The 24,188-nt window shown below is 63.7% G+C and carries 24 protein-coding genes; 7 read left to right on the forward strand and 17 right to left on the reverse strand.

Going from position 1 to position 24,188, the window contains the following annotated elements; genetic code table 11:
- Positions 1-155: 155 nt before the first annotated feature.
- From sufB to HOP59_RS13560, 3 genes are all read right to left on the reverse strand, one after another.
- Positions 156-1,598, reverse strand: coding sequence for a Fe-S cluster assembly protein SufB (gene sufB / locus HOP59_RS13550; RefSeq protein ID WP_234254274.1), 1,443 nt, complete (start codon positions 1,596-1,598; stop codon positions 156-158).
- A gap of 70 nt (positions 1,599-1,668) precedes the next feature.
- A complete protein-coding gene (locus tag HOP59_RS13555; protein WP_010627723.1) occupies positions 1,669-2,133 on the reverse strand; it encodes an SUF system Fe-S cluster assembly regulator in 465 nt (154 codons plus the stop codon).
- A gap of 247 nt (positions 2,134-2,380) precedes the next feature.
- A complete protein-coding gene (locus tag HOP59_RS13560; protein ID WP_234254275.1) occupies positions 2,381-4,105 on the reverse strand; it encodes a putative bifunctional diguanylate cyclase/phosphodiesterase in 1,725 nt (574 codons plus the stop codon).
- Between the two features lie 290 nt (positions 4,106-4,395).
- Here HOP59_RS13560 and HOP59_RS13565 point away from each other — a divergent pair, with 290 nt between their 5' ends.
- Both HOP59_RS13565 and HOP59_RS13570 read left to right on the forward strand, forming a co-directional pair.
- Positions 4,396-4,863, forward strand: coding sequence for an Lrp/AsnC family transcriptional regulator (locus tag HOP59_RS13565; RefSeq protein ID WP_234254276.1), 468 nt, complete (start codon positions 4,396-4,398; stop codon positions 4,861-4,863).
- Between the two features lie 51 nt (positions 4,864-4,914).
- Positions 4,915-5,841: a complex I NDUFA9 subunit family protein gene (locus tag HOP59_RS13570; protein WP_234254277.1), complete on the forward strand. Its 927-nt coding sequence runs from the start codon at positions 4,915-4,917 to the stop codon at positions 5,839-5,841.
- On the opposite strand, the gene HOP59_RS13575 is transcribed toward HOP59_RS13570, so the two are convergent.
- The 6 genes from HOP59_RS13575 to HOP59_RS13600 form a co-directional block, all read right to left on the reverse strand.
- The gene (locus tag HOP59_RS13575; protein WP_010627719.1) at positions 5,811-6,494 is read right to left on the reverse strand and encodes a phosphate signaling complex PhoU family protein; all 684 of its coding nucleotides are present in this window, start codon (positions 6,492-6,494) and stop codon (positions 5,811-5,813) included. The two genes, HOP59_RS13570 and HOP59_RS13575, sit on opposite strands and share 31 nt — an antisense overlap.
- A gap of 25 nt (positions 6,495-6,519) precedes the next feature.
- Entirely contained in the window at positions 6,520-7,728 is a 1,209-nt protein-coding gene (locus HOP59_RS13580) for a sodium:phosphate symporter (protein ID WP_026038035.1), read from the reverse strand.
- Between the two features lie 107 nt (positions 7,729-7,835).
- Positions 7,836-8,273, reverse strand: a complete 438-nt coding sequence (locus tag HOP59_RS13585; protein WP_086510740.1) for a nucleoside deaminase — start codon at positions 8,271-8,273, stop codon at positions 7,836-7,838.
- A gap of 136 nt (positions 8,274-8,409) precedes the next feature.
- On the reverse strand, positions 8,410-8,952 hold the full coding sequence (locus tag HOP59_RS13590) for a hypothetical protein (RefSeq protein ID WP_234254278.1): 543 nt from the start codon (positions 8,950-8,952) through the stop codon (positions 8,410-8,412).
- 94 nt (positions 8,953-9,046) lie between these two features.
- The gene (locus HOP59_RS13595) at positions 9,047-9,940 is read right to left on the reverse strand and encodes a ribose-phosphate diphosphokinase (protein ID WP_234254279.1); all 894 of its coding nucleotides are present in this window, start codon (positions 9,938-9,940) and stop codon (positions 9,047-9,049) included.
- Positions 9,940-11,532 carry a thymidine phosphorylase family protein gene (locus HOP59_RS13600; RefSeq protein ID WP_234254280.1) on the reverse strand — a complete coding sequence of 531 codons (1,593 nt, stop codon included), beginning with the start codon at positions 11,530-11,532 and terminating at the stop codon, positions 9,940-9,942. Before HOP59_RS13600 ends, HOP59_RS13595 begins: the two co-directional genes overlap by 1 nt.
- A 193-nt stretch (positions 11,533-11,725) precedes the next feature.
- Between HOP59_RS13600 and HOP59_RS13605 the strand changes: the two genes are divergently transcribed.
- Together HOP59_RS13605 and HOP59_RS13610 are read left to right on the forward strand one after the other, a co-directional pair.
- The gene (locus tag HOP59_RS13605; RefSeq protein WP_010627713.1) at positions 11,726-12,664 is read left to right on the forward strand and encodes a 2-dehydropantoate 2-reductase; all 939 of its coding nucleotides are present in this window, start codon (positions 11,726-11,728) and stop codon (positions 12,662-12,664) included.
- Positions 12,665-12,763: 99 nt separating this feature from the next.
- Positions 12,764-13,531 carry a class I SAM-dependent methyltransferase gene (locus HOP59_RS13610; protein ID WP_026038033.1) on the forward strand — a complete coding sequence of 256 codons (768 nt, stop codon included), beginning with the start codon at positions 12,764-12,766 and terminating at the stop codon, positions 13,529-13,531.
- A gap of 77 nt (positions 13,532-13,608) precedes the next feature.
- On the opposite strand, the gene thpD is transcribed toward HOP59_RS13610, so the two are convergent.
- From thpD to HOP59_RS13625, 3 genes are all read right to left on the reverse strand, one after another.
- Positions 13,609-14,520: an ectoine hydroxylase gene (gene thpD / locus HOP59_RS13615; protein WP_010627711.1), complete on the reverse strand. Its 912-nt coding sequence runs from the start codon at positions 14,518-14,520 to the stop codon at positions 13,609-13,611.
- Between the two features lie 177 nt (positions 14,521-14,697).
- On the reverse strand, positions 14,698-15,411 hold the full coding sequence (locus HOP59_RS13620; protein ID WP_234254281.1) for a hypothetical protein: 714 nt from the start codon (positions 15,409-15,411) through the stop codon (positions 14,698-14,700).
- A gap of 36 nt (positions 15,412-15,447) precedes the next feature.
- The gene (locus HOP59_RS13625; protein ID WP_234254282.1) at positions 15,448-15,924 is read right to left on the reverse strand and encodes a YbhB/YbcL family Raf kinase inhibitor-like protein; all 477 of its coding nucleotides are present in this window, start codon (positions 15,922-15,924) and stop codon (positions 15,448-15,450) included.
- A 75-nt stretch (positions 15,925-15,999) separates the two neighbouring features.
- Between HOP59_RS13625 and HOP59_RS13630 the strand changes: the two genes are divergently transcribed.
- Positions 16,000-16,461 carry a flavodoxin family protein gene (locus tag HOP59_RS13630; protein ID WP_234254283.1) on the forward strand — a complete coding sequence of 154 codons (462 nt, stop codon included), beginning with the start codon at positions 16,000-16,002 and terminating at the stop codon, positions 16,459-16,461.
- Positions 16,462-16,549: 88 nt separating this feature from the next.
- On the opposite strand, the gene HOP59_RS13635 is transcribed toward HOP59_RS13630, so the two are convergent.
- From HOP59_RS13635 to fadB, 3 genes are all read right to left on the reverse strand, one after another.
- A complete protein-coding gene (locus HOP59_RS13635) occupies positions 16,550-16,738 on the reverse strand; it encodes a CCGSCS motif protein (RefSeq protein WP_234254284.1) in 189 nt (62 codons plus the stop codon).
- Between the two features lie 185 nt (positions 16,739-16,923).
- Positions 16,924-18,102 carry an acetyl-CoA C-acyltransferase FadA gene (gene fadA / locus HOP59_RS13640; protein ID WP_234254285.1) on the reverse strand — a complete coding sequence of 393 codons (1,179 nt, stop codon included), beginning with the start codon at positions 18,100-18,102 and terminating at the stop codon, positions 16,924-16,926.
- A 27-nt stretch (positions 18,103-18,129) separates the two neighbouring features.
- Positions 18,130-20,307, reverse strand: coding sequence for a fatty acid oxidation complex subunit alpha FadB (gene fadB, locus HOP59_RS13645; RefSeq protein WP_234254286.1), 2,178 nt, complete (start codon positions 20,305-20,307; stop codon positions 18,130-18,132).
- Positions 20,308-20,642: 335 nt separating this feature from the next.
- Here fadB and slyA point away from each other — a divergent pair, with 335 nt between their 5' ends.
- Positions 20,643-21,086: a transcriptional regulator SlyA gene (gene slyA, locus HOP59_RS13650; RefSeq protein ID WP_010627705.1), complete on the forward strand. Its 444-nt coding sequence runs from the start codon at positions 20,643-20,645 to the stop codon at positions 21,084-21,086.
- 2 nt (positions 21,087-21,088) lie between these two features.
- On the opposite strand, the gene HOP59_RS13655 is transcribed toward slyA, so the two are convergent.
- On the reverse strand, positions 21,089-21,625 hold the full coding sequence (locus tag HOP59_RS13655; protein ID WP_010627704.1) for a hypothetical protein: 537 nt from the start codon (positions 21,623-21,625) through the stop codon (positions 21,089-21,091).
- Positions 21,626-21,725: 100 nt separating this feature from the next.
- Here HOP59_RS13655 and HOP59_RS13660 point away from each other — a divergent pair, with 100 nt between their 5' ends.
- Positions 21,726-22,178, forward strand: a complete 453-nt coding sequence (locus tag HOP59_RS13660; protein ID WP_010627703.1) for a universal stress protein — start codon at positions 21,726-21,728, stop codon at positions 22,176-22,178.
- Positions 22,179-22,233: 55 nt separating this feature from the next.
- On the opposite strand, the gene HOP59_RS13665 is transcribed toward HOP59_RS13660, so the two are convergent.
- A complete protein-coding gene (locus HOP59_RS13665) occupies positions 22,234-24,159 on the reverse strand; it encodes an ATP-binding cassette domain-containing protein (protein ID WP_234254287.1) in 1,926 nt (641 codons plus the stop codon).
- Positions 24,160-24,188 lie beyond the last annotated feature (29 nt).

Genomic DNA, 24,188 nt, shown 5'->3' on the forward strand with positions numbered 1-24,188 from the left:
ATTGATTTCCACCAGCCCAGCGAAACGAGCGAGCGGCGTCTGGACAAGGCGAGCGCGGAAGAGAGAAGCGGAGTTTACGACTGTAAATGAGCATTCTCGAATCCGCGCTCAACGCCGTACAGGCGTCACGTAGCCGTTTCCTTGGCCAAAGCGCTTTAACCCACGGCACCTTCGAGGGTGACGTTCAGGAGCGCCTCGGCCTCCACGGCAAACTCCATCGGCAGCTCCTGGAACACGTCCTTGCAGAAGCCGTTGACGATCATGCTCACCGCGTCCTCCTCGGAAATACCGCGGCTCTGGCAGTAGAACAGCTGGTCCTCACCGATCTTCGAGGTGGTCGCCTCGTGCTCGATGGTCGCGGTGCTGTTGCCGATCTCCTGGTAGGGGAAAGTGTGCGCGCCACACTGGTCGCCGATCAGCAGCGAGTCGCACTGGGTGAAGTTGCGCGCGCCCTTGGCCCGAGGGCCGATCTTGACCAGCCCGCGGTAGGACTGGTTGCTGCGCCCAGCGGAGATGCCCTTGGAAACGATGTAGGAGCGCGTGCCCTCACCGATATGGATCATCTTGGTGCCGGTATCGGCCTGCTGACGGCCATTGGTCACCGCCACGGAGTAGAACTCACCGATGCTGTCGCGGCCGCGCAGTACGCAGGAGGGGTACTTCCAGGTGATGGCGGAACCGGTCTCGACCTGGGTCCAGCTGATGCGCGAGCGATCGCCGCGACAGTCGCCGCGCTTGGTAACGAAGTTGTAGATGCCGCCCTTGCCATCCTCGTCGCCGGGGTACCAGTTCTGCACCGTGGAGTACTTGATGTAGGCGTCGTCCAGCGCCACCAGCTCGACCACCGCGGCGTGAAGCTGATTCTCGTCGCGCATCGGCGCGGTACAGCCCTCCAGATACGAGACCTGGGCGCCCTCCTCGCAGATGATCAGGGTGCGCTCGAACTGGCCGGTGTTGGCGGCGTTGATGCGGAAGTAGGTGGAGAGCTCCATCGGGCAGGTCACGCCCTTGGGCACGAAGACGAAGGAGCCGTCGGTGAACACCGCCGAATTGAGCGCGGCGAAGTAGTTGTCGGCCACCGGCACCACCGTGCCCAGGTACTGCTTGATCAGCTCCGGGTAGTCGCGGATCGCCTCGGAGATCGAACAGAAGATCACTCCCGCCTCGTGCAGCTTCTCCTTGAAGGTGGTGGTCACCGACACGGAGTCGAACACCGCGTCTACCGCCACCCCGGCCAGAGCGGCGCGTTCGTGCAGCGGAATGCCCAGCTTCTCGTAGGTCTCGAGCAGCTTGGGGTCGACCTCATCGAGGCTCTGGGGACGGTCCTCAGGACGCTTGGGCGCGCTGTAGTAGGAGATCGCCTGATAGTCGATGGGCGGATAGTCCAGATGCGCCCAGGACGGCTCCTTCATCTTGAGCCACTGATGGTAGGCCTTGAGGCGCCACTCGAGCATCCACTCGGGCTCGCCCTTCTTGTTGGAAATGAAGGCGATGACGCTCTCATCGAGCCCCGGCGGTACCGTCTCGCTCTCGATGTCCGTCACGAATCCCTCTTTGTATTCGCGGCGGACTAGCTGTTCCATTTCCTGACTTGCCATGGTCTCTCCCCTCCCGGGCGGTTGGGCCGGCGAGCGTACTCGCCTCGGGTAATGAATTCTGTTCGCTGGCTCAGGCCATATCGGCGGCCAGGCTCACGCTCTGTATGGGTAGCTGTACGGGCAGCTTGATCGGTGCGCTGTCGGCCAGATGGGCCAGGGTCACGCTGTCGAGCAGGGTACGCACGGCCAGCGACACGCGCTGCCAGTTGTCCGACACGCCGCAGGTGGCGAGCAGGTCGCAATCGCCTTCGGCGTGACTGCATTCGGTCATCGCCACCGGCCCTTCGATGGCGGTGATGATGTCGATGGCGGTGATACGCGATGCCGGGCGCGCCAGGGAGTAGCCGCCCTGGGCACCACGGCGCGACTCCAGCAGCCCCGCCTTGACCAGCATCTTCAAGGTCTTGCTGACCGTGGGATGCGGCAACTGCACGGTCTCGGCCAACTCCGTTGCCGCATGGGGCTGCTCGGGATGCCGGGCGATCTGCGCCAGGATCACCGCAGCGTAATCGGTCAGCCGGGAAAGCTTCAGCATGCCTGACTCCTGGGTATCACGATGCGAAGTCGTGCCATCGCTCCATTTGGGACCATTTTAGTCCTGTATGGATTCGATGTGAAGTCCCGCTGGCGAAAAGGGCACTGCAAGCAGCGAGATACCGGCATGTTCGGCGCCGATAGCATCAATAAACGCAATCATTCCTATTCGCAACGCAGTGCAATTCTGCCAATCTTATGGAATGGCGAGTCCAGTTTGGCGTTTGTCGGGGGACAGCGAGGCTGGCTCACTCTTCGCTTGGTGCGCCGCGGCAGCTCAGAGCGGAAACCTGGTTGTGTGATGGTCGTTCGCGCTCACGGTGCCAGGCCAACACCTCCTCGGCGGAAAGGGCCTTGGAATAGAGAAAGCCCTGGGCCTGGTTACAGCCCATCTCCCTGAGTAAACGATGCTGCTCTTGGGTCTCGACACCCTCCGCGGTCACCTCGAGATCGAGAGCGTGCCCCACATCGATCAGGCAGGCCATCAGTTTGCGCGCCCGTCGATCATGCTCCAGACCTTCGACGAAGGCACGATCGATCTTGAGTCCCGTGAGCGGCAGATGGCGCAGGTACTCGAAGGAGGAAAAACCGGTACCGAAGTCGTCGATGCTGACCCGAATCCCGCAGCTGCGAATACGCTCCAGGGCCCGCTTGGCGGCAAAGAGATCATGCACCAGCGCGCTCTCGGTGATCTCCACTTCCAGCCGGGACGGCTCCATACCCGACTGTCTGACATGCTCGCCCAGCTCTTCCAGCAGCGCATCGTCCAGCAGGTTGCGCACCGAGAAGTTGATGCTGACCCGCTTGTCCTGAGTCATCGCAAATCGACAGGCTTCGGCTGCCACGAAACGTGTGACCGGTGCAATTAGCGTGGTGTTTTCGACCTTTGGCATGAATAGCCCCGGGGGGATCAGGTTGCCCTGCTCGTCTCGCCACCGAATAAGCCCTTCGTAGCCCGTCACCTTGCCATCGACAAGACGCAGCTTCGGCTGATAGTGCAGCTCGAACTCCCCTCTGGCCAGGCTGCGGCGTACCCGCGCAATCAACTTGATGTTCTGCACGCCACGGCGAGCGAAAGCGGTCTGAAAGTGGCAGTGGGAGCGCTGCTTCTCCGTCGCGGCCAGCATGGCGATACGTGCCTCACGCACGAGGCCGCCAGGCGTATCGTCGGGAGACTTGTGCAAGGCACTGCCCAGTACCAGTTGAGCCCGCAGCGGCACACCGAGGGCCACCAGGTTGTCCTCACCCAGCTCAATGACACGGGCGGCGATGCGGTTGAGCTCATCGAGCCCGACCGGCCAGAGCAGTAGGGCCAACTCAGCACCGCTCACCCGGTAGCACCCCAGCAGGTTGGGTCCCAGTCGAACCAGACGGCGGTTGATGGCGAGAACCAGGTCGTCGCATGCATCCGCCCCCAAGGCCTCCATGATCTCGCTGACGTCCTCGATGCGTATCAGAATGACCCCCGTGCTGCGCCCATCCAGCCGCTGAGGCGCCTTGAGCAAGCGGGATAGCTCTGCCTCCAGGGCGATTTCGTTAGGCAGGCCGGCCCGCGGGTCGGTGCGTGACGCCCGCTCAGCCTCGAGATGACTCTGCCTCAGCCGCTCGAACAGGCATCCGGCAAAGGCACCGATGGCCAGGTACAGACACAGGCGGATCACCCAGTTGAGGGCGGCCTGAGTTTCTCCCGAGGCCACTGACAGCGGTATCGCCGCCATCAGCAAGCCGGCCATCAACGCGACGAGCAGCGAACCGCGCCAGGTGTACCAGGCGCCTGCCAGCAATACCGGTATCAGCATCAGGTAGGGGTAGGCATAGCGTGTCCCGCCGGTGACATAGACGATCAAGGTACCCAGGGCCAGCAGTGCCACCAGAACCATGATCCGGCTGGTCTCGCGTGCAGCAGGTGGGCAGGACCGCCACCGATTCTCCACGGCGCGCCAGGCGCGCAGAGCGCGACTCAAGGCTGTCATGACATCCTCCTGGCTGATTGCTGAACCACGATTCACCCAATTGAAACTACCGGCTACGGCTCATGAAGTGTATGCAGGATGAATGGCTGACACCTTGGGCGTTCTCAACGCTTCGCTTGTTCTTTCCCTTTCTCCTTCTCGCCTAAGCATCTTTCTCATGACGAAAAATTCCGGCTGCGTCTCGAATACGCCTGGAAACTGGCGAGCACGGGCCGCATTCGCCAGACTTGCAATGATGGTTAGCGGTATCGGCCAAGGAACCACTGAACGCCACATTGACGAGGCAACCCATGCGTAACCTCAAACTCGACCGCATCGACCGCATGCTGCTCGAAGCTCTGCAGCAGGACGCCCGTCTGACCACAGCCGAACTGGCAGAGCTGGTGAACCTCTCTCCTTCTCCGTGCGCTCGCCGAATCCGCAGGCTCGAGCAGGCAGGACTGATCACGCGTTATCGCGCCGAACTGGACAAAACCCTTCTCGACCTGATGGTAACCAGCTTCGTCCAGGTGCGCCTCGACCAGCACCAGAGGGAACAGGTCGAACACTTCGAGCACGCCGTTCGCGACATGCCGGAAGTGATCCAATGCCATAGCGTTTCCGGCCACTTCGATTACCTGCTGCAGGTCATCACCACCGATATCGATGCCTTCGAGCGCTGGTTAAGGCACTTTCGTCAGTTGACGGCGGTGAGTGCCGTGGACAGCAGCTTCTCGATCCGTACGATCAAGGAGAACGGAGCCCTGCCCATCCAGTGAGGCTTGCCTCGGCAAGACGGTTCAGGCGCTAAACGATGAGATGGAGAAGACATGACAAAGGCCCCGATCACAGTGTTCGGCGGGACCGGCTTTCTGGGCACTCGGATCGTTCGCGAATTGTTCGAAGCAGGGCACTCCGTGCGTATCGCGGCCCGTCACCCGACGCTGCCTGACTGGGCCGAGCCCGGCGATCCGCTGGAGCCAATGGTGACCGATGTCCGTAGCGAAGCCGATGTCGGGCGGGCGCTCGAAGGCGCCAGCGGCGTGGTCAATGCCGTGAGCCTCTATGTGGAGAGCGCCGGGCTGAGCTTCGACGACATCCATGTCGAGGGTGCCGGCCGAATGGCGCGCCTGGCCCGGGTGGCTGGTGTGAAGACCTTCATCCAGCTCTCCGGCATCGGCGCAAGTCCGTCGGCGCGTTCTCGCTATGTCGGGGCACGAGGACGCGGGGAGGCGAAGGTGATCGAAGAATACCCCAAGGCGGTGATCGTGCGCCCCAGCGTGATGTTCGGCGTCGGCGACGCCTTCATCACGCGCCTGGCGGGCTTGACGCGGCTACCGGTAATACCGCTGTTCGGGCAAGGCCAAACCCGCCTGCAGCCGGTGCACGTAGTAGACGTCGCCCGAGCCATCGCCAGGCTGCTGGGGGCCAATCCTCCCGAGCGCCGCCTGTTCGAGCTGGGCGGCCCGGACGTGCTGCCCTATCGCGACGCGGTGAACCTGCTGCAGGCACAGCTGGAGCGCGAACGCCCGCTGCTGGCCATTCCCTTCCCGCTATGGCACATGGCCGCCCTGCTGGCAGCGCCGCTGCCCGGCTCCCCGCTGACCCGCGATCAGGTCTTCATGATGAGCGAAGACAATACGGTCGGTGAAGACGTTGGCACCTTCGCCGACCTGGGTATCGTGCCGCGCTCACTGCGCGACAGCCTGCCCGCCTGCCTGACAACTCAAGCCTCGGATTCGTCCTCGTCGGAGTAGAAGTCGAGGTCTTCGAGGCGACCGAGAGCCGCGGTGGCAATATTGGCCAGATGGGCCGCCACGCGCTTGTAGTGGCGCGCCAGCAGCGAGTAGGCCACGGCCTCGTGGAACTCCACCCGGTCCTCGTCGCGGAACAGCTCCTCGATCAGTCGGTCGCAGTGCGGGCGTACCTCGCGAGCCAGCGCCAGTGCCTTGCGTGCGCTGGCCTCGTCGGATTTCTGCGCCGACTTGATGACCATGCCGAACATCTCCGCCACCTGGGCGGCGATGCGGTCCAGCGGCTCCTGGTACTTGGTGACGTGGAAGCCTTCGCGGTAGAAATGTCCGACCTCGAAAACGTTCTTGCAGTAGTCGCCGATCCGCTCGGCGTCCTTGGCCACACTCATCAAGGCCAGGCAGATCGCCACGTCGTGGCCCGGGTTGACCGTCAGGTGGCGCAGCACCTTGCGTCGAATGGAGCGTTCGAGTTCATTGATGCTGCGGTCGCGCTCGTAGAGCGGCTGGCGCACTTCATCGGCGGGCACCGTGCTGTGCAGCACCTCGTTGGCTCGGTCGAACATCCAGGCGCCGTCGCGCAGCATCTGGGTGAGATCCTCAAAGGCGAGATTGATGGTGTTTTCTGAGGTCAAGGCGCTGAATAGCTGACGAAACATCGAGGAAACTCCTGAAATACCGCGCTCAGCGCAGGCTCGTGAACAGTTCGACGGCACCGATTCCCAGCAGGGGGATCACCAGGAACACGCCAATCAGGAAAATGAAGGCATAGCGGGTCTGGCGAGCCGCCAGCTTGCCGTACCAGGTGGCCACCTTGAGCGGAATATAGCGCAGCGGCCACCAGATGGCGGTGCCGGTCAGATTGAAGATGACATGGAACAGCGCCACGGTCATGGCCGCTGCCACCGGGTTGGCGGTGGCTGCCAGTACGCTGGTCACGGTCGTGCCCAGATTGGCCCCCATCATGAACGGCAGCACCCGACGCAGCCGCACCACACCGGCGCCGGCCAGGGGCACCATCAGGCTACTGGTGATGGTGCTCGACTGCACCAGCACGGTGGAGACCAGACCGACGCCATAGGCGCGCAGGTCGCTGCGAAAGAAGTAGGTGCGGAACAGACCGTCCATGTGCCGCAGCAGCGCACCGCGCAGATTCTGCACCATGAAGATCAGGGCGATGAACATCAGCAGCAGCCCCAGCCCGGCCACCAGCAGCCCCTGAGCGGCCGGCGTGGGTGTCAGCCAGCCGCCGATCAGGTTGAAGAGATCCACGACCGGCTGGGTAATGACCTTGATCGGGCTGTTGGGCCGTGCCACCTCGTCGAGGCCAATGAGGTCGGCCAGCCAGCCCGCCAGCCGCGAGAAGATACCGCGCCCCGCCTCGTGAAACAGGCCGCTGACGAACTCCAGCGGAAAGACCACCAGCACGGTGAGAATGTTGAAGAAGTCGTGCATCAGCGCCGCCGTGAAGGAGCGCCGGAAGTTGCGCTTGATGCGCATGTTGGCCAGCGCCACGATCACCCCGGTCACCGCGGTACCGATGTTGGCGCCCATGATGGCGAAGACTGCGGTGCCGAGCGTCATCTCGCCGCTCGCCACCAGCGTCACGATCAGCGCCGAGGTGAACGAGGAGCTCTGCACGATCATGGTGACCAGCACGCCGGCCAGCAGCGCGATGAAGGGGTTCTCCCCGTAGGCGAAGAGCTGGGTCAGAAAGTCGCTGGCACGGCCGAAGGTACCGAGGCCCGCGCCAAGGACGTTCAGGGCCGCCAGAAAGAGATAGAGACAAAGGCCGGCATAGATGCCGCGCATCCAGGCCGGCACTTCACGAACCGGTTCACGAGCCAGTGCTGCACGTTGCGTTCCGCTGGAAGAAGGAGGTGGTTTCGACATGAAAGGGCCACTTACTCTCTGCAGGAAATATGACGGATGCGTGACACCCAGGTGACTGCTGGCGAACGGTAACCATCCTGTGTGACAGTTTCATGACAGCGACGCGCCTACTCGCCGATATCCTCGTTCCACAGTTCGGGAGACGCCTCGATGAAGTGCGTCATCAGCTCGATGCACTCTTCGAGCTGCAGCACTTCGACCGCCACGCCGCGAGAACGCAGCAGCTCTTCTTCACCAAGGAACGTGCGATTCTCGCCGATCACCACGCGGGGTATGCCATACAGCAGGATCGCCCCGCTGCACATGGGGCAGGGGGAGAGCGTCGTGTAGAGCGTGCAGTTGCGATAGACCGATGCCGGCAGCCTGCCGGCATTCTCCAGCGCATCCATCTCACCATGCAGCACCGTACTGCCCGCCTGCACTCGGCGGTTGTGCCCACGCCCGATGATCTCGCCCTGGTGCACCAGCACCGAGCCGATGGGAATGCCACCTTCGGCCAGCCCATTGCGGGCCTCATCGATTGCCGCTTGCATGTAATGGTCCATCTGAAACGCTCTCCTTTTGGCAAGGCATGCCCGGCGTTGCGGTGACCTTAGCAGATGCCGTGAAAGACTGCCCGTCAACACACCTCGGCGCAGGCAGTCTCGGTCACCGATGCCACCCGGCACTCGCGCTGCATCATCATTGCCAGCGCCAGCCATGGCGCTCCCACCACGCCTGGGCGATCTCACGGTTGTCGGCATTGGCGCTCTCGCTGAGCGTTTCGCTCAGGCGCACGTAGTCCCCGCCGGTCTGGGCCATGAGCTGCGGATCCTGGGTCGCCAGCTGCAGCGCATAGAGCACCAGCATCAGTTCGTACTGGTTGCGGGTGTCGATCAGCGCATACAGCATCGGCACCGCGGGCTCGCCGATCTGGCCCAGCCGCTCCGCGGCGATGTACCACACCCGCGGGTGCTCTTCGCCGCCATACACGTCGATGAAACGCCTGTCGGCCAGACGGCTGATGTAGTAGTGGATCTCATCGTCTTGCGAAGCAAAGTGCGGGGGAACCCAAAAGCGGTCTTCCCGCGTGGTGCCGCTCACTGCCGCGGGCGGCGGCGTGGTGGCCGGCTCGACCTGCTCGGGAGACGGAGCCTCCTGCGGGGCGGGCGCCCGAGAGGGACCGGCGCACCCATACAGGAACAGCAGTAGCGTCAGTGCACCCGTCAGTCTGGAACTTGGCATTGCATCCTCTCTCACTGGCTTGGATTGCTGCGTTTTTTACGCTGTTGTGCGGCCCATGGCTAGCCCCGGCGCGCCAGGGCCGCCAGGCACCACGTCACGCCACATCGAGCAGCGGCCCGAGGGCCGCTGCCAGCGCCGGTGCCAGGAGCACGGCATTGCTCTGGTGGGGAATGCTGTCGGTGCTCCAGACCTCTTCCACCCCGGCCTGACGAATCACACTCAGCGCGTCGCCGGCAAACAGAGCGTGCGTCACGGCCACGTCCACGCCGGCAGCACCGGCGGCCAGCACTCGTCTCGCCGCCTGGGCCAGGGTACGCCCCGAGCTGGCAATGTCGTCCAGCAGCACGACGCGACGACCGGCAAGGGCCAGCTCCGGCAGCGCAATCTCGACCTCACGGTCGCCATGGCGCTGCTTGGTGCACACGCCGTACGCCAGCCCCGTTGCACGTGCGGCACTTTCCACCCACTGCGCCGACTCTGCGTCGGGCCCCAGCAGCAGCGCATCGCGGCGTCGTTCGACGATGGCCTCGGCCAGCGCTGGCGCCGCAGAGAGCGCAACGGCCTGGCGCAGCGGCACCGCCTGCTCGAGGCGCTCGATACGGTGCAGGTGCGGGTCGACGGTGATCAGCGCGTCGAACAGCTCGGCAAGAAAGCCGCCGACCAACCGCTGACTGACCAGTTCGCCCGGGCGGAAGGCGATGTCCTGGCGCATGTAGGCCAGATAGGGAGCTACCAGCACCAGGCGCCTGACGCCTCGCTCACGCGCGTGGCGAGCCAGCAGCATCAGCTCGACCAGCTTCTCGTTGGGTCGGTCCAGGCTGCGATAGACGACCAGACATTCAGGCAGCTCGATATCCGGCAGGCGCAAACACAGCTCCTCATCGGGAAAGCGGTGGCGTTCCATGCGCAGCGCTTCGATGCCGACCGCCGCTGCCAAGCGCTGGGCGGGGGGAGATTCTTCGTCGAAATAGAGCAGACTCACTTGCATCAGAACTCCACGTTCAGGCGTTGTATCTCGTCAGGTTGGCCGATATCGAAGCCACTGTCCTGCTCACTGCACTGAAGAGCGAAGCCATGTTCGCTGCGATAGGCCGCATGGACCCGATAGAGCGGCTGGTCCTTTTCTACACGATCGCCGATACGGGCCAGCAGATCGACCCCCGCGCCCCTGGCCTTGGGCGCGCCGGCCAGACGCGCGATCCTGGCCAGACGAAGATTGTCGATGCCAATGACGACACCTGCCCGGGGCGCGAGTACTTCGAAGCGGTGCGGCGCCAGCTCTAGATGGTCGAGATCGAAGGGTTTCTCGCCTTGAGCCCGAATGATCGCCTGCATCTTCTCCAGAGCACGGCCGGAATCGAGAATGTCGCGGGCGATACCGAAGCCGTCTCCGCCGCGGATGTCGGGATCGAACTCCAGCATTCTCCCCGCCAGACGCAGCGATTTCTGACGCAGGTCCATGGGCGCGTCGGGATGGTTGGTGAGTACTCGCATCACGTCGCGGGCTTCCAGCACCGGGCCGATGCCGTGCCCGATCGGCTGGCTGCCGTCGGTGATCACCACGTTGAGTACCAGCCCCATGCGCCCCGCCACGAACTCGAACAGCTTACGCAATCGACGCGCCTCGGGCATGCTGCGCACCTTGGCATGCGGCCCTACCGGGATGTCGAGCAGCAGGTGGGTGGAGCCCGCCGCGATCTTCTTGGACAGAATTGAGGCCACCATCTGCCCCGGCGAATCGATGGAGAGCGGACGCTCCACCGCGATCAGCACGTCGTCGGCCGGCGACAGCTCGCTGGTGCCGCCCCAGGCCACGCAGCCGCGGTGAGTACGCACTAACTCACCCAGCTCGTCGAACGGGACTTCGACCTTGGCCAGGACCTCCATGGTATCGGCGGTGCCGGATGGCGAAGTGATCGCCCGCGACGAGGTTTTGGGACACAGCAACCCATGAGCGGCCACGATGGGCACCACCAGCATGGAGGTGCGGTTACCGGGTATCCCGCCGATGCAGTGCTTGTCCACCACCGGATGCTCGTGCCAGTCGAGCCGTCGCCCCACCCTGCCCATGGCGTCGCTGAGATAGAAGACTTCCTCGCGATCCAGCTCGCCCAGTTCGCAGGCCACCACGAAGGCCGTCAGTTCGATCTTCGAATAACGCAGCTCGGCAATGTCCTGCACGATCTCGCGGAAATCCTGTCGCGTCAGGCGCTCGCCGGCGATCTTGCGCCGCAGGGCCGGGATCGATGCGGGTGGCTCTGCCTGCGAGACGCTGACCGGATGTCCCTCCGCCACCCCGAGCAGGGCGAAGGCATCCTCGGAAAGGCCGAGCTGGGTATGGCCTACGATGGCCACGTCATCCACCACGTTCAGCGTGGCCAGTATCCGCTTGCCATTGGCACGAACCTCCACCTTGGAAAGCGCCTGAAACCCCTCGGCGCGGTACAGGTCGCACTCGCGGTGCAGGTAGGCGACGTTTTCGCGATAGGTGTCGATCGCCACGCGACACAGCGCCAGGGGCAATCCCGTTTCTCCGCCAGTCTCGTCACTGGCCGCGCTACTGGGTTGAGTGTCGTTCATGTGGCGCCTGTCTTCGGCTGGTCGATGTTTTCAGTCTGCCTCATTTGCTTCAGCCTGTGCAGCGCCACGACGGGCGCTCATGATCCAGGGCAAGCCCCGCCGACGCAGCCTGGAGATCACCCAATCGCTGCTTTGCCGCTATGCTCCGAGTAACACCCGCAATTCGTTACACCTGCAAGGGAAAGGAGACAGCATGAAGTTCGCCATCATGGGTAGCGGCGGTGTCGGCGGCTATTTCGGTGCACGCCTGGCCGAAGCCGGCGAGGACGTCACTTTCATTGCCCGCGGTCGACATCTGGCCGCCATGCAGCACGACGGACTTCACGTGAGCAGCATCAAGGGCGATATCGTGGTGAAGCCGGTCAAGGCCACCGACGATCCTGCCACGCTGGGAGAGGTGGATTGCGTAATCGTGGCCGTCAAGGCGTGGCAGGTACGCGAGGCAGCGGAAGCCATCCGTCCGCTGGTCGGGCCCGACACCCTGGTCCTGCCGCTGGAAAACGGCGTCGAGGCCGCCGACATCCTGACCGAGGTACTCGGCGAGACACCGGTCCTCGAAGGACTGTGCGGCATCCTGGCCTGGCGCGAAGCACCGGGACACATTCGCCATGCCGGCGTAGATCCCTTCGTGCGCTTCGGCGAGCGCGACAATCACACCAGCGAGCGTACGGCTCGTCTCAAGGCAGTATTCGACAAGGCGCATGGCGTCAGTGCGGAGATACCCGACGACATCGTCGTCGCGCAATGGAGCAAGTTTCTCTTCATCTGCGCCATGAGCGGTATCGGCAGCCTGTGCCGGGCTCCCATCGGCATTACACGGCAGTTGCCCGAAACACGCGCCTTGATAGAACGCATGCTCGAAGAGATTCATCAGGTGGCCCAGGGCCACGGCGTTGCCTTCCCCGCCAATGCCGTGGCGCGCGCCATGCAGTTCATCGATGCCATGCCGGCAGACAGCACCTCTTCCATGCAGCGTGACATCCTGGCCGGTGAACCATCCGAGCTGGAGTCTCAGAATGGTGCGGTGGTGCGCCTGGGCCGAGCGGTTGGCGTCGAAACACCGATTCATGCCGCCGTCTATGCGGCCCTCCTGCCACAGGAGCTGGCAGCCCGGGGAGAGCTGTCCTTGTGACGCTCCGTGCAGCCGTGGGCAGCGCATGGCTGCCGGTGCCGAAAACCTCGGGATGGAGTAGGATGAGAATGAGGCTCAAGACCAGAGAGGGGGCATACCATGACCGAAGTTCCACATAACGCCCCAGGCCAGCAATGGAACGCTGCCGCCTACATGCATAATGCCGACTTCGTCTCCGCCCTGGGCGGCGAGGTGGCGAAACTGCTTGCCCCCCGCCCCGGCGAGCGCATCCTCGATGTGGGCTGCGGCGACGGCGCCCTGACCGAGACGTTGGTGAAAGCGGGCGCCACCGTAGTCGGCATCGACTCATCCCCCGACATGGTCGCCGCCGCCAAGGCGCGAGGCCTCGACGCTCGTGTCATGGATGCCCACAACCTGCCCTTCGAACATGAGTTCGATGCGGTATTCAGCAACGCCGCCCTGCACTGGATGCTCAATCACGAGGCCGTCCTGGCCAGCCTCCACCGTGCGCTGAAGCCGAATGGGCGATTCGTCGCCGAGTTTGGCGGCCATGGCAATGTGGCAGCCATCTGCACCGCCATGCTGGCGGCACTACAGGCGCGGGGAATAAGCGGCAGAGCCCGTTTTCCCTGGTTTTTTCCCACCGTGGAAGAGTACGCCGAAATGCTGGAAGCGGTAGGCTTCACGATCGAGAGCATCGAGCTGATTCCACGCCCTACACGCCTGCCAACGGGCATGACCGGCTGGCTCGATACCTTTGCTGCCCCCTTCCTCCACGGCCTGGACGAATACTTGCGCGATGCGATACTCAACGATGCCCTGGCCCTGCTGGCGCCGAACCTGCGCGACAGCCATGGCAACTGGACGGCCGATTACGTTCGCCTGCGCGTCAAGGCGCTATGCTGATGCATTCGCCCCGCAAGCGGGGCGAATGGCATGGCGCATGCGAGCGATATCTGCGGTGTGCCCAGGGCGGGCGCGGCTCAGCCAACCGGTTTCAGCGGATTCCAGTCGCTGCGATTGGCCAGGAACTCGGGGCGCGGACGGTTGCCGCAGAACGGATTCATCAGCCCGTTCTCGACGCTGTTGTAGACGAAGAAAAGATTGCTGCGCGGCCAGCACGACATGTTGATGTTGGAGCCGTGCATGGTATTGCACTCGAACATCACCAGCGTACCCGCCGGGCCCTTGGGCGCCTCGATATCACCCTTGAGCATCAGTTCACGCAGGCTGGCATTGTCGGGCACCCCGACATCCTGGCTCTTCAGCGACTCCTTGTAGTTATCCGTTGGCGTGCGTCCTACGCAGGGCACGAAATAGCGGTGAGAGCCCGGAATCAGCATCAATGGCCCATTGAACTCACCGTTGTCGGTAAGGATGATCGAACAGCTCAGCGAACGCATGCGAGGCATGCCATCCTCGCTGTGCCACGTCTCGAAGTCGGAGTGCCAATCGAAGCCCTTGCCCTTGAAGCCGGGCTTGTAGTTGATTCGCGACTGGTGAATGTATATGCCCCTGCCGAGCAGCTGCTCGACCATCGCCAGCAGTCGCGGATCCCGCGTCAGGCGGCTGAAGCGCTCCGAGATTTCATGAATGCCGAAGATCGAGCGGATCTCCTCCCGGCCTGGCTCCAGAATGGTGCCCTCTGAGAGCTTGAGGTCCTCGTCCTGCTCGTATTCGCGCAGTTCCTGTATGAAGGCTTCCATCTCTTCGCGGTCGAAAAAACCCTCGAACGACAGGAACCCCTTCTCCTCGTACTCGCGAACCTGCGCCTCGCTCAGCGGCCCATTGCTACGCTCCGCCTCATCGGTGAATACCACCGGGTCGATACGCTCGAACATTCCCAGCTTGCGTTCCAATCGAGTCGGAAACAGGTCCTGGACATCTTTTTTCATCGCATGCTCCTCCTTGATCCAAGCGAAACGCCAGTCATCCGGACTGGTAATGATCCAACCTAGACCTGGAAACGTTTGCATGCAAAGCGAGTTTGTATCCGCCTATTGCGCAAAGAAAATTAACCGTAAGCGCGGATCGAGCAGAACATTTCACTGCGAGCCTTCCACTGACTGTCGTCAGGGGCGGGATGTGCGCAGGGTGGAAAGATCATCCTTGTCGTTCAACTGAATGATTTCCCGGCATAGGCGTCTTCGCTGCCACCACGATGCCAGCCGCTTGGTATCCCAGGTCGCCGGCACCAGACCGCAACCCGGCTGACGGTCGATGAACTCGAAGCATCGCTCGGCGCCGATCGGCAGATCTTCGGAACCATAGATGCAGATGATGCGCACGGTGAGCGAGTGAAACACCACCCCTTGCTGGGGTTGGTGGCCTTCCATCTCGAACCCACCGTCGTGCGCCAGGCGCCGGGTAAGGGCATCGAAACTGTCGATATGGACGAAGCCACCTGGTTCCAGCGGACCTTGGTGAGAACCGTCACGCACGATGGGAGAGTTCTCTGACGAAGAATTCGAGGCGTCTTGGTCGCGATTCTCGTCGCCATCCTGATAGCTCTCGGTTCGATCGGTCACATCGACGCGCACCACGCCATGGGACGTTTCCAGTTCCGCCACGACGTGCTGGATGAAGACAGGCTCGGCGCTCATGTTGCTGATGATGCACAGCGCATCGATGTCCTTCTTCCTGCCCCTATTGATCAACAGGCGAGGCCGGCGTTGACGGCGAAAGCTGAAGTAGAGCAACTGGGCATAGACGACCCAGACGATCAACGTGCCGATGTCGGTCAGCACGGAGACATCGTCTCCGTGCTCGAAAAGCCAGTCGAACATCGCAATCCTCCCTGACTGCCATGAACGTCGCGTGGATCAGCCGCGCTGGTAGGTGCCGATCAAACGATTCATACCGAGCAGGTGCGGCTCGAGCTGCTTGAGCAGCTCACCGAGCCCCAGCCCCTCGGGCAGGTCGGTGGGCTTGTCCAGCGCCAGCACCCAGAAGTAGTAGTGGTGCACGCCGTGCCCTTCCGGCGGCATGGGGCCGGCGTAACCGACCTTGCCGAAATCGTTCTTGCCACGGGTGCCGTCGCTGCTGCCTTCGCCAAGCGACGTGGTCGAACCCGGCAGGTTGTAGAGCAGCCAGTGCACGAAGCCGTAGCTGCCGTGCTGGACGAGGGGCGCATCGGGATCATGGCAGACGATCGCGTATCCCTTGGTACCCTCGGGAGCATCGCGCCAGCTCAGTGCTGGCGAAACATCGTCGCCCTCGCCGGTATGCTTGGTAGGGATGGCCCCGTGGGCCTCGAAGGCGGAACTTTCCAGTTGTATGTTCGAAAGAGCAAAGGCCATGTGCGTGTTTCCTCCTGCCTGACGAATACGGAAGGTGCCGAAACAGCGTCGGAAAAAGCCGTTAGACTGTCAAACATGAAACGTCTGCTGATCGTGGCCCACGCGCCCTCGCCCAATACCCGTCGCCTGCGGGACGCCGCCAAGCACGGCGCATCGCACTCGGATATCGATAGCGTCGAAGTGACCGTCAAGGCCCCGCTCGAGGCCGGCCCGGACGACGTGCTGAGCTGCGATGCCATTCTGCTCGGCACCACCGAGAACCTCGGCTACATGAGCGGCGCGCTGAAGGACTTCTTCGACCGCAGCTACTACCCCGTGCTCGAGGAGAAACAGGGGCTGCCCTGCGCGCTCTACGTTCGCGCCGGCCATGACGGCACCGGTACCCGACGCGCGGTGGAAAGCATCGTCACCGGGCTGCGCTGGCGCTGGGTGCAGGAGCCGCTGATCCTGCGCGGCGAGTGGCAGGACGGCTTCGTCGGTCGGGTCGAGGAGCTGGGTCTCTATCTGGCGGCGGGCCTCGAGGCCGGCGTGCTGTAGCGCACCGGCCAAGGCTTGGCTTTCTCGTGCAAAAACGGGTATGCCCAAGCCATGCCCGTTTGACGTGGCTAGCGGCGGTTAACGGATGTCAGTTACTGCATGATCCACAGCAGGTACCAGGCTGACCATGCTTGACCTTCTTGTCAGCATCGGTGGCGGAACTTGCTTCAGGGCTGGCATCCACCTCCGCACCTGTCGGTGCGCCAGGCTCGAAGCCCTGAACGACCTGCTTGTCTTGCGCCTTGGCTTTCTTGAACAGATTCTTGAGCCGCTCCACGGGAGTCACCTCGCAGCAATTAAAAGAAGTATACAAAATGAATCTTATTGTTCGCACACTGAAACGTCAACGCAACAAACGCCGACGCAACAAACGCCGACGCAACAAACGCCGACGGCCCCGTCCTTGCGGACGGGGCCGTCGGTCATAGGAGTACTGACTTCATCAAGCGTTGCTTCAGGCGTTTACTTCAGGCGTTCGAAAACGGTCGCCACACCCTGCCCCATGCCGATACACATGGTGGCGAGTCCCAGGGTGGTGTCCTGCTGGCGCATCACGTTGAGCAGCGTGGTGCAGATACGCGACCCGGAGCAGCCCAGCGGGTGACCCAAGGCGATGGCGCCGCCGTTGAGGTTGACCTTTTCATCCATGGCATCGAGGAAGCCCAGGTCCTTGAGCACCGGGATCGCCTGAGCGGCGAAGGCCTCGTTGAGCTCGACGGTCTGGATATCCTGGGATGACAGCCCGGCGGCCTTGAGCGCCTTCTTGGACGCCGGCACCGGGCCGTAGCCCATGATCGAGGCATCACAGCCGGCTACGCCGGTGGAGAGCACCCGGGCAATGGGCTCGAGCCCCAGCGCACGGGCACGCTCGTAGCTCATGATCGCCATGGCGGAAGCGCCGACCGAGAGCGCCGAGGAGGTGCCTGCAGACACCGTGCCGCCGCGCGGATCGAACACCGGCTTGAGCTTGGCCATGTCCTCCAGGCTGGCGTCGATGCGGATGACCTCATCACGCTTCACCAGCTGGCGGAAGCCACGCTCGTCGTGGCCTTCGACCCCGACGATTTCGTTGTCGAAGAAGCCCTTGTCGCTGGCCGCAGCGGCGCGCTGGTGCGAACGCACGCCGAACTTGTCCTGATCCTCGCGGGTGACGCCGTGCATCTTGCCCAGCAGCTCGGCGGTCAGGCCCATCATCATGGCGGCCTTGGCGGCATACTTGCTGGCCGCCGGGTTGACGTCGACGCCGTGGGCCATGGGCACGTGCTCCATGTGCTCGACGCCACCGATGACGTAGAAGTCGCCCATGCCGGCCTTGATGTTGGCCGCCGCGATGTGCAGCGCAGTCATCGAGGAGCCGCACAGGCGGTTGACCGTCTGGGCCGGCACCGTACGCGGAATACCGGTCATGATCGCCGCATTGCGGGCGATGTTCATCGACTGCTCGAGGGTCTGGTTGACGCAGCCCCAGATCACGTCGTCGACTTCGGCCGGGTCGAGGTTGGCATTGCGATCGAACAGTGCCTGCATCACCGCAGCGGAGAGGTTCTCGGCGCGCACGTTGCGGAAGGCGCCGTTCTTGGCCTTGGCCATGGCGGTACGGACGCCGTCGACCACCACGATGTCTCTCGAATTCAAATTCATTTCAACTTACCTCCTGCTCGTGGTGGATTAGCCCTGGGCCTGGCTGGGATAGAAACGCTTGCCGGATTCGGCCATCTGGCGCAGCTTGTCGGTGGGGGCGTAGAGCGGCCCCAGCTCCTCGGCCAGGCCATCGGCCAGCTTGACGAACTCGGCCACGCCCATGGCATCGATGTAGCGCAGCGCGCCACCACGGAACGGCGGGAAACCGATGCCGTAGATCAGCGCCATGTCGGCCTCGGCCGGCGTCTCGACGATGTTGTCCTCGAGACAGCGCACCGTCTCCAGGCAAAGCGGCACCATCATGCGCGCGATGATGTCCTCATCGGAGAATTCCTTCTCGTCGACCGCCACCTGCTTGACCAGCTCGTAGGCCTTGTCGTCGCTGACCTTCTTCGGCTTGCCCTTGCGGTCCTCCTCGTAGGCATAGAAGCCCTTGTCGTTCTTCTGGCCCAGGCGCTCGTTCTCGTACATGACCTGGATCGCCGTCTTGCCGTCGCGAGCCATGCGGTCCGGGAAGCCCTCCGCCATCACTTCGTTGGCGTGCACCGCGGTATCCATGCCCACCACGTCGAGCAGATAGGCGGGGCCCATGGGCCAGCCGAACTTCTCCATCACCTTGTCGACGCGCTGGAAGTCGGCGCCCTGCTCCACCAGCAGGCTGAAGCCGCCGAAGTAGGGGAACAGCACCCGGTTGACCAGGAAGCCGGGGCAGTCGTTAACCACGATCGGCGTCTTGCCCATGGCCCGGGCGTAAGCCACGGTTGCGGCCACGGCGGCGTCGCCGGTCTTCTCGCCGCGGATGACTTCGACCAGCGGCATACGGTGCACCGGGTTGAAGAAGTGCATGCCGCAGAAGTTCTCGGGACGCTTGAGGTTCTGCGCCAAGCGAGTGATCGAGATGGTCGAGGTGTTGGAGGTGAGGATGGTGTCCTCGCTCACCAGGCCTTCCACTTCGCTCAGCACCGCGCCCTTGACCTTGGGATTCTCCACCACCGCCTCGACGACCAGGTCGACGTGGCCGAAGTCGCCGTAGGAGAGCGTCGGGCGGATCAGGGTCAGTTTCTCGGCCATCTGCTCGGTGGTCAGCTTCTTCCGCTCCACCTGCTTGGCGAACAGCTTGCGCGACTCCTTGAGCCCCAGCTCGACGGCCTCTTCCTTGATGTCCTTCATCAGGATCGGCGTGCCCTTGGAGGCGCTCTGGTAGGCGATGCCGCCGCCCATGATGCCGGCACCCAGCACGGCGGTCTGCTTGACTGCCTTGGCCTGCTTCTCGAACTTGCCGGCCTTCTTCTTGACCACCTGATCGTTCATGAACAGGCCGACCAGGTTGAAGGCCACGTCGGTCATGGCCAGCTTGGCGAAGGCCTTGGCCTCGATGGCCTGGGCACGGGTCCGCTCCTCGCCGGCGCCCTTCTGGATCGCCTTGATCGCCTCGATGGGCGCGGGGTAGTGCGGCCCAGCCTTGCCGGCCACGAACCCCTTGGCGGTCTCGAAGGCCATCATCTGCTCGATGGCGTTGAGCTTGAGCGGGCCGGTCTTCTCGGCACGGCGCGCCTGGTAGTCGAGCTCACCGGCATTGGCACGCGCCAGGATGTCCAGGGCCGCCGCCTCGAGCTGATCGTTCGGTACCACGGCATCCACCGCCCCGACCTTGAGCGCGGCATCGGCGCGATTCTCGGTGCCGCCGGCAATCCACTCGACGGCATTGTCCGAGCCGATCATGCGCGGCAGGCGCACGCAGCCGCCCCAGCCGGGCAGGATTCCCAGCTTGGTCTCGGGCAGGCCGATCTTGGCCTTGTCGCCCATCACCCGGAAATCGGTGGTCAGCGTGACCTCGCAGCCGCCACCCAGCGCCAGGCCGTTGATCGCGGTCACCGTGGGGAACGGCAGGTCTTCGATGGCATTGAAGATGTCATGCACCTTCATCAGCATCGACTCGAGGAACTCGGCGCCCTTGCCGAACATGCTCTGGAATTCGGTGATGTCGGCACCGACGATGAACGACTCCTTGGCGCTGCCGATCACCAGCCCCTTGAGACCGCTCTCGGCGCGAATCGCCTGGACGGCTTCGTCGAGCTCGGCGATCACGGCGCTGGACAGCTTGTTGATGGATTCATCCTTCAGATCGAAGGTGAGCATGGCGACATCGTCGCCCCCGTTGTTGGTACCGCGGGCCACCGTGATGGCGTTGCCTTGATAGATCATCCACGAATCTCCACACAGAGGTTGGCGTTGGCGGAGTGCCAGATTTCATACGGCCGTTTGATTCGGGAAAGCTTGGTCCACTCCAGCCGGCACGTCAAGCCCCTGGCGATGCTTTGTTGGCCGTAGCGACCGGCACGCTTGGTCAATGGAAGTCAGTGGAACTGGCTGACAGCATAGTCGCTTCAGTGGCAGGAGCCGCACCGGACGGAGCTGCGTCGGCAATGAAGTGGCGGCCCGGGCCATGTCGCTCCCTATGCGTTTTCGCCAGACAAGTTGCATTACACGCAAGGGGTCCGGACAATTCGACAAATTCAACGATATTATTGCGGAGTCCCATGCACCAGAACATCGGCTTCCGGCTGTCCCGCCTGCCCCGGCAGTGGCGGGCCATCATCGACCGGCGCCTGGCGCCGCTGGGTCTGACCCAGACCCGCTGGATCACGCTGTACCATCTATGGCGGCTAGGCGATGGGCAGCCTCAGTGCGACCTGGCACGGGCGATAGGCGTCGAAGCGCCTTCCCTGGTACGCACCCTCGACCAGCTCTCCGAGCAGGGGCTGATTGAACGCTGCCCCTGCGATCAGGACCGGCGCACCAAGCGTGTCTTTCTGACGCAAGCGGCAACGCCGCTGCTGGAGAAGATCGATGATGTGGTGAATCAGGCGCGGCGCGAAATGCTGGCAGGCCTCAGCGAGGATGAGATCCGGCAGCTCGACGCCCTGTTGGAGCACATCGAGAACAACGGCCTGGCGATCCAGGCCAGAGAGAGCGATGGCTGAGCTCAGTTGCCCGGCGACTTCTCACCGAAAGCGCGCCGGGCCCCGGGGTGATCGGCGTAGCCGGCCAGGGCATCACGCAGCAACCGGAAATCCTCGACGTAGGTGAGGAAGCGCTCGGCCGTCTGCGACTCCCACCACCACAGGGTGATGGCGAACTCGCTGGATTCGACGACCAGCGCATCCTGCGGCAGGCGCATCAGCAGCGCCTCGAGAGGTCGACGAGCCGCCTCCGGCAGCGGCCGGAGAGGCTCGATGCGCCAGCGCCAGTCGGCCACGCAGGGCTCGAGCACGTCGCTGGCCTCGCTTGCCCTCACCAGCACGAATCGCGGACCCGGGGCATCGCTGGGATAGCTCCAGCGATAGCCCGGCATGGGCGTGCCGATACCGTGCAGCGGCGGCTTCTCCATAACGACCTTGACCCCGGCTTTGTTCGCCGCGCTGCGCAGCGGCGCCAGCCGACGCTGCCTCGCGCTGGGCTTGAGCCACATCACCGGCGAGATCATGAGCAAAAGCGCCGCCACGATTACTACCCAGACCATCTCTATCTCCGTTTCTTGACGCAAGTCGTTGTCTTGACTCGTCAGGCGTCCTAGAGTTAAGGCATATCAACCACATCTTGCCGCTTCGCAGGAGTCTGACATGAGCAATGAGTACCGCCACATCCTGGTCGCCGTGGACCTGACCAAGGATTCCCACAAGGTGCTCGAGCGCGCCTTGCAGATCGCCGAGCGCAACCAGGCCAAGCTGTCGATCATGCATACTCTCGAACCGCTGGGCTTCGCCTACGGTGGCGACATCCCAATGGATCTGACCAGCATCCAGGATCAGCTCGACGAGCATGCCAAGCAGCGCCTGGCTGAAATTGCCGACCCTCACGTGGCCAAGGAGAACCAGCACGTCCTGGTGGGCATGCCGGATACCGAGATCCACCGCTTCGCCGAGGAGCGCAGCGTCGACCTGATCGTGGTCGGCTCTCACGGCCGGCACGGCTTCGCCCTGCTGCTCGGCTCCACCTCCACCGGGGTACTGCACGGCGCCCAGTGCGACGTGCTCGCCGTACGGGTAGGAAAAAAGGGCGAAAGCGCCGAGTAGCGGAAACCCTGTTTATCTACTGCGCTCGACGACCCACAGGGATGTGGGGAGCGTCTTACTCCCCTGCCGCCATGGCTTCAAGCTCCATCCACCGCTCCATGGCGGCGTCGAGTTCGGCCTGCTTGTCGCTCATCGCCTGCAGCACCTCGGACACCACCCCTGCCTCCTGCTGATAGAACGTCGGGGCGCCCACCCTGGCTTCGTACTCCGCCACCTCGGCCTCGAGCCGCTCGATCTCGGCCGGCAGCGCATCGAGCTCGCGCTGCAGCTTGTAGGAGAGCTTGGCGGGTTTCTTCGCCGCCGGCGCTGAGGGCGACGGGCCGGCGGGCGCCTTCTCCACCGGCTTGGCCGTAGGCTCGACCTGCTGGCGTGCCGCCCCCTCCCATGGCGCCGGCGGCAGTTTTCCGCCCTGGCGCACCCAGTCGCTGTAGCCGCCCACGTATTCGCGCACCACGCCATCACCCTCGAAGGCCAGCACGCCGGTCACCACGTTGTCCATGAAGGCGCGGTCGTGGGAGACCAACAGCAGGGTGCCATCGAAGTCGAGCAACAACTCCTCCAGCAGCTCCAGGGTCTCGACGTCGAGATCGTTGGTCGGCTCGTCGAGCACCAACACGTTGGCCGGCTGGGTGAACAGTTTGGCCAACAGCAGTCGGTTGGACTCGCCGCCAGAGAGCGCCTTGACCGGCTGGCGCGCCCGCTCCGGGGTGAACAGGAAGTCCTGCAGATAGCTGATGACGTGCTTGTCCTTGCCGCCCACGGTGATTCGGTCGCTACCCTGGGCAACGTTGTCGTAGACGCTCTTCTCCGGCTCGAGGCCTGCCCGCAGCTGATCGAAGTAGGCCACCTTGATGTTGGTGCCAAGCTTTACCGTGCCTTCGCTGGGCTCGAGCTCACCGAGCAGGATCTTGAGCAGCGTGGTCTTGCCGGCACCGTTGCGCCCGATCAGGCCGATGCGATCGCCGCGCTGGATCTCGAGCGAAAGGTCGCGAACGATCGTCTCGTCGCCGAATCGGTGGGTCACGCCGACGAGTTCAACCACCCGCTTGCCGCTACGCTCGCCACTGTCGATGCCGAAGCTGGCCCGGCCCTGCACCTCACGGCGCTGACCGCGCTCACGGCGCAGCTGCTCCAGCGCCCTCACTCGGCCTTCGTTGCGCGTGCGCCGTGCCTTGATGCCCTGGCGGATCCAGGCTTCCTCCTGGGCCAGCTTCTTGTCGAACTCGGCGTTCTCCCGCGCCTCGACCTCGAGCTCGTGGGCTTTCTGCTGCTGGTACTTGGCGTAATCCCCGGGATAGCGCCCCAGCCGACCGCGATCGAGTTCGAGAATGGTCGTGGCCAGCTTCGACAGGAAGGCCCGGTCGTGGGTGATGAACAGCACCGCACCGTTGAAATCGAGCAGTTGCTCCTCGAGCCAGGCGATGGTGTCGAGGTCCAGGTGGTTGGTAGGCTCGTCGAGCAGCAGCAGATCGGGCTCGGCGACCAGCGCCCGGGCCAGCGCCACGCGCCGGCGCCAGCCGCCGGAGAGAGCACTCATCAGGTCGTCGGCAGGCAGCCCGAGCCGGGTCAGCACCACGTCGATGCGCTGATGAAAAGACCAGCCGTCGATGGCCTCGAGACGGCTCTGCAGGGTCGCCATGCGCTTCATGTCGGGCTCGGCCGCCTGCACCAGGTGGTGGTACTCGGCCAGCAGCTCGCCGGCCTGGGGCAGGCCCTGGGCCACCACGTCGAAGATGGTTTCCCCCGAAGCGGAAGGCAGGTCCTGCTCCAGCACGCCGATCTTCAGTCCCGGCGCGCGCCAGATACTGCCGTCGTCGGGCAGGATCTCCCCTGCCACCAGCTTGAGCAGGGTCGACTTGCCGGTACCGTTGCGCCCGACCAGCGCCAGACGCTCCCCTTTCTCCAGCACCAGGTCGGCGCCATTGAGCAGCACATGGGTACCATAGGCCAGTTGCAGGCTTTCCAGACGTAGCAGGGTCACGCGCTCACCTCATCGTTCATCGAGGCGGC

The organism is Billgrantia aerodenitrificans (assembly GCF_021404405.1).
In the GTDB taxonomy this organism is placed as follows: domain Bacteria; phylum Pseudomonadota; class Gammaproteobacteria; order Pseudomonadales; family Halomonadaceae; genus Halomonas; species Halomonas aerodenitrificans.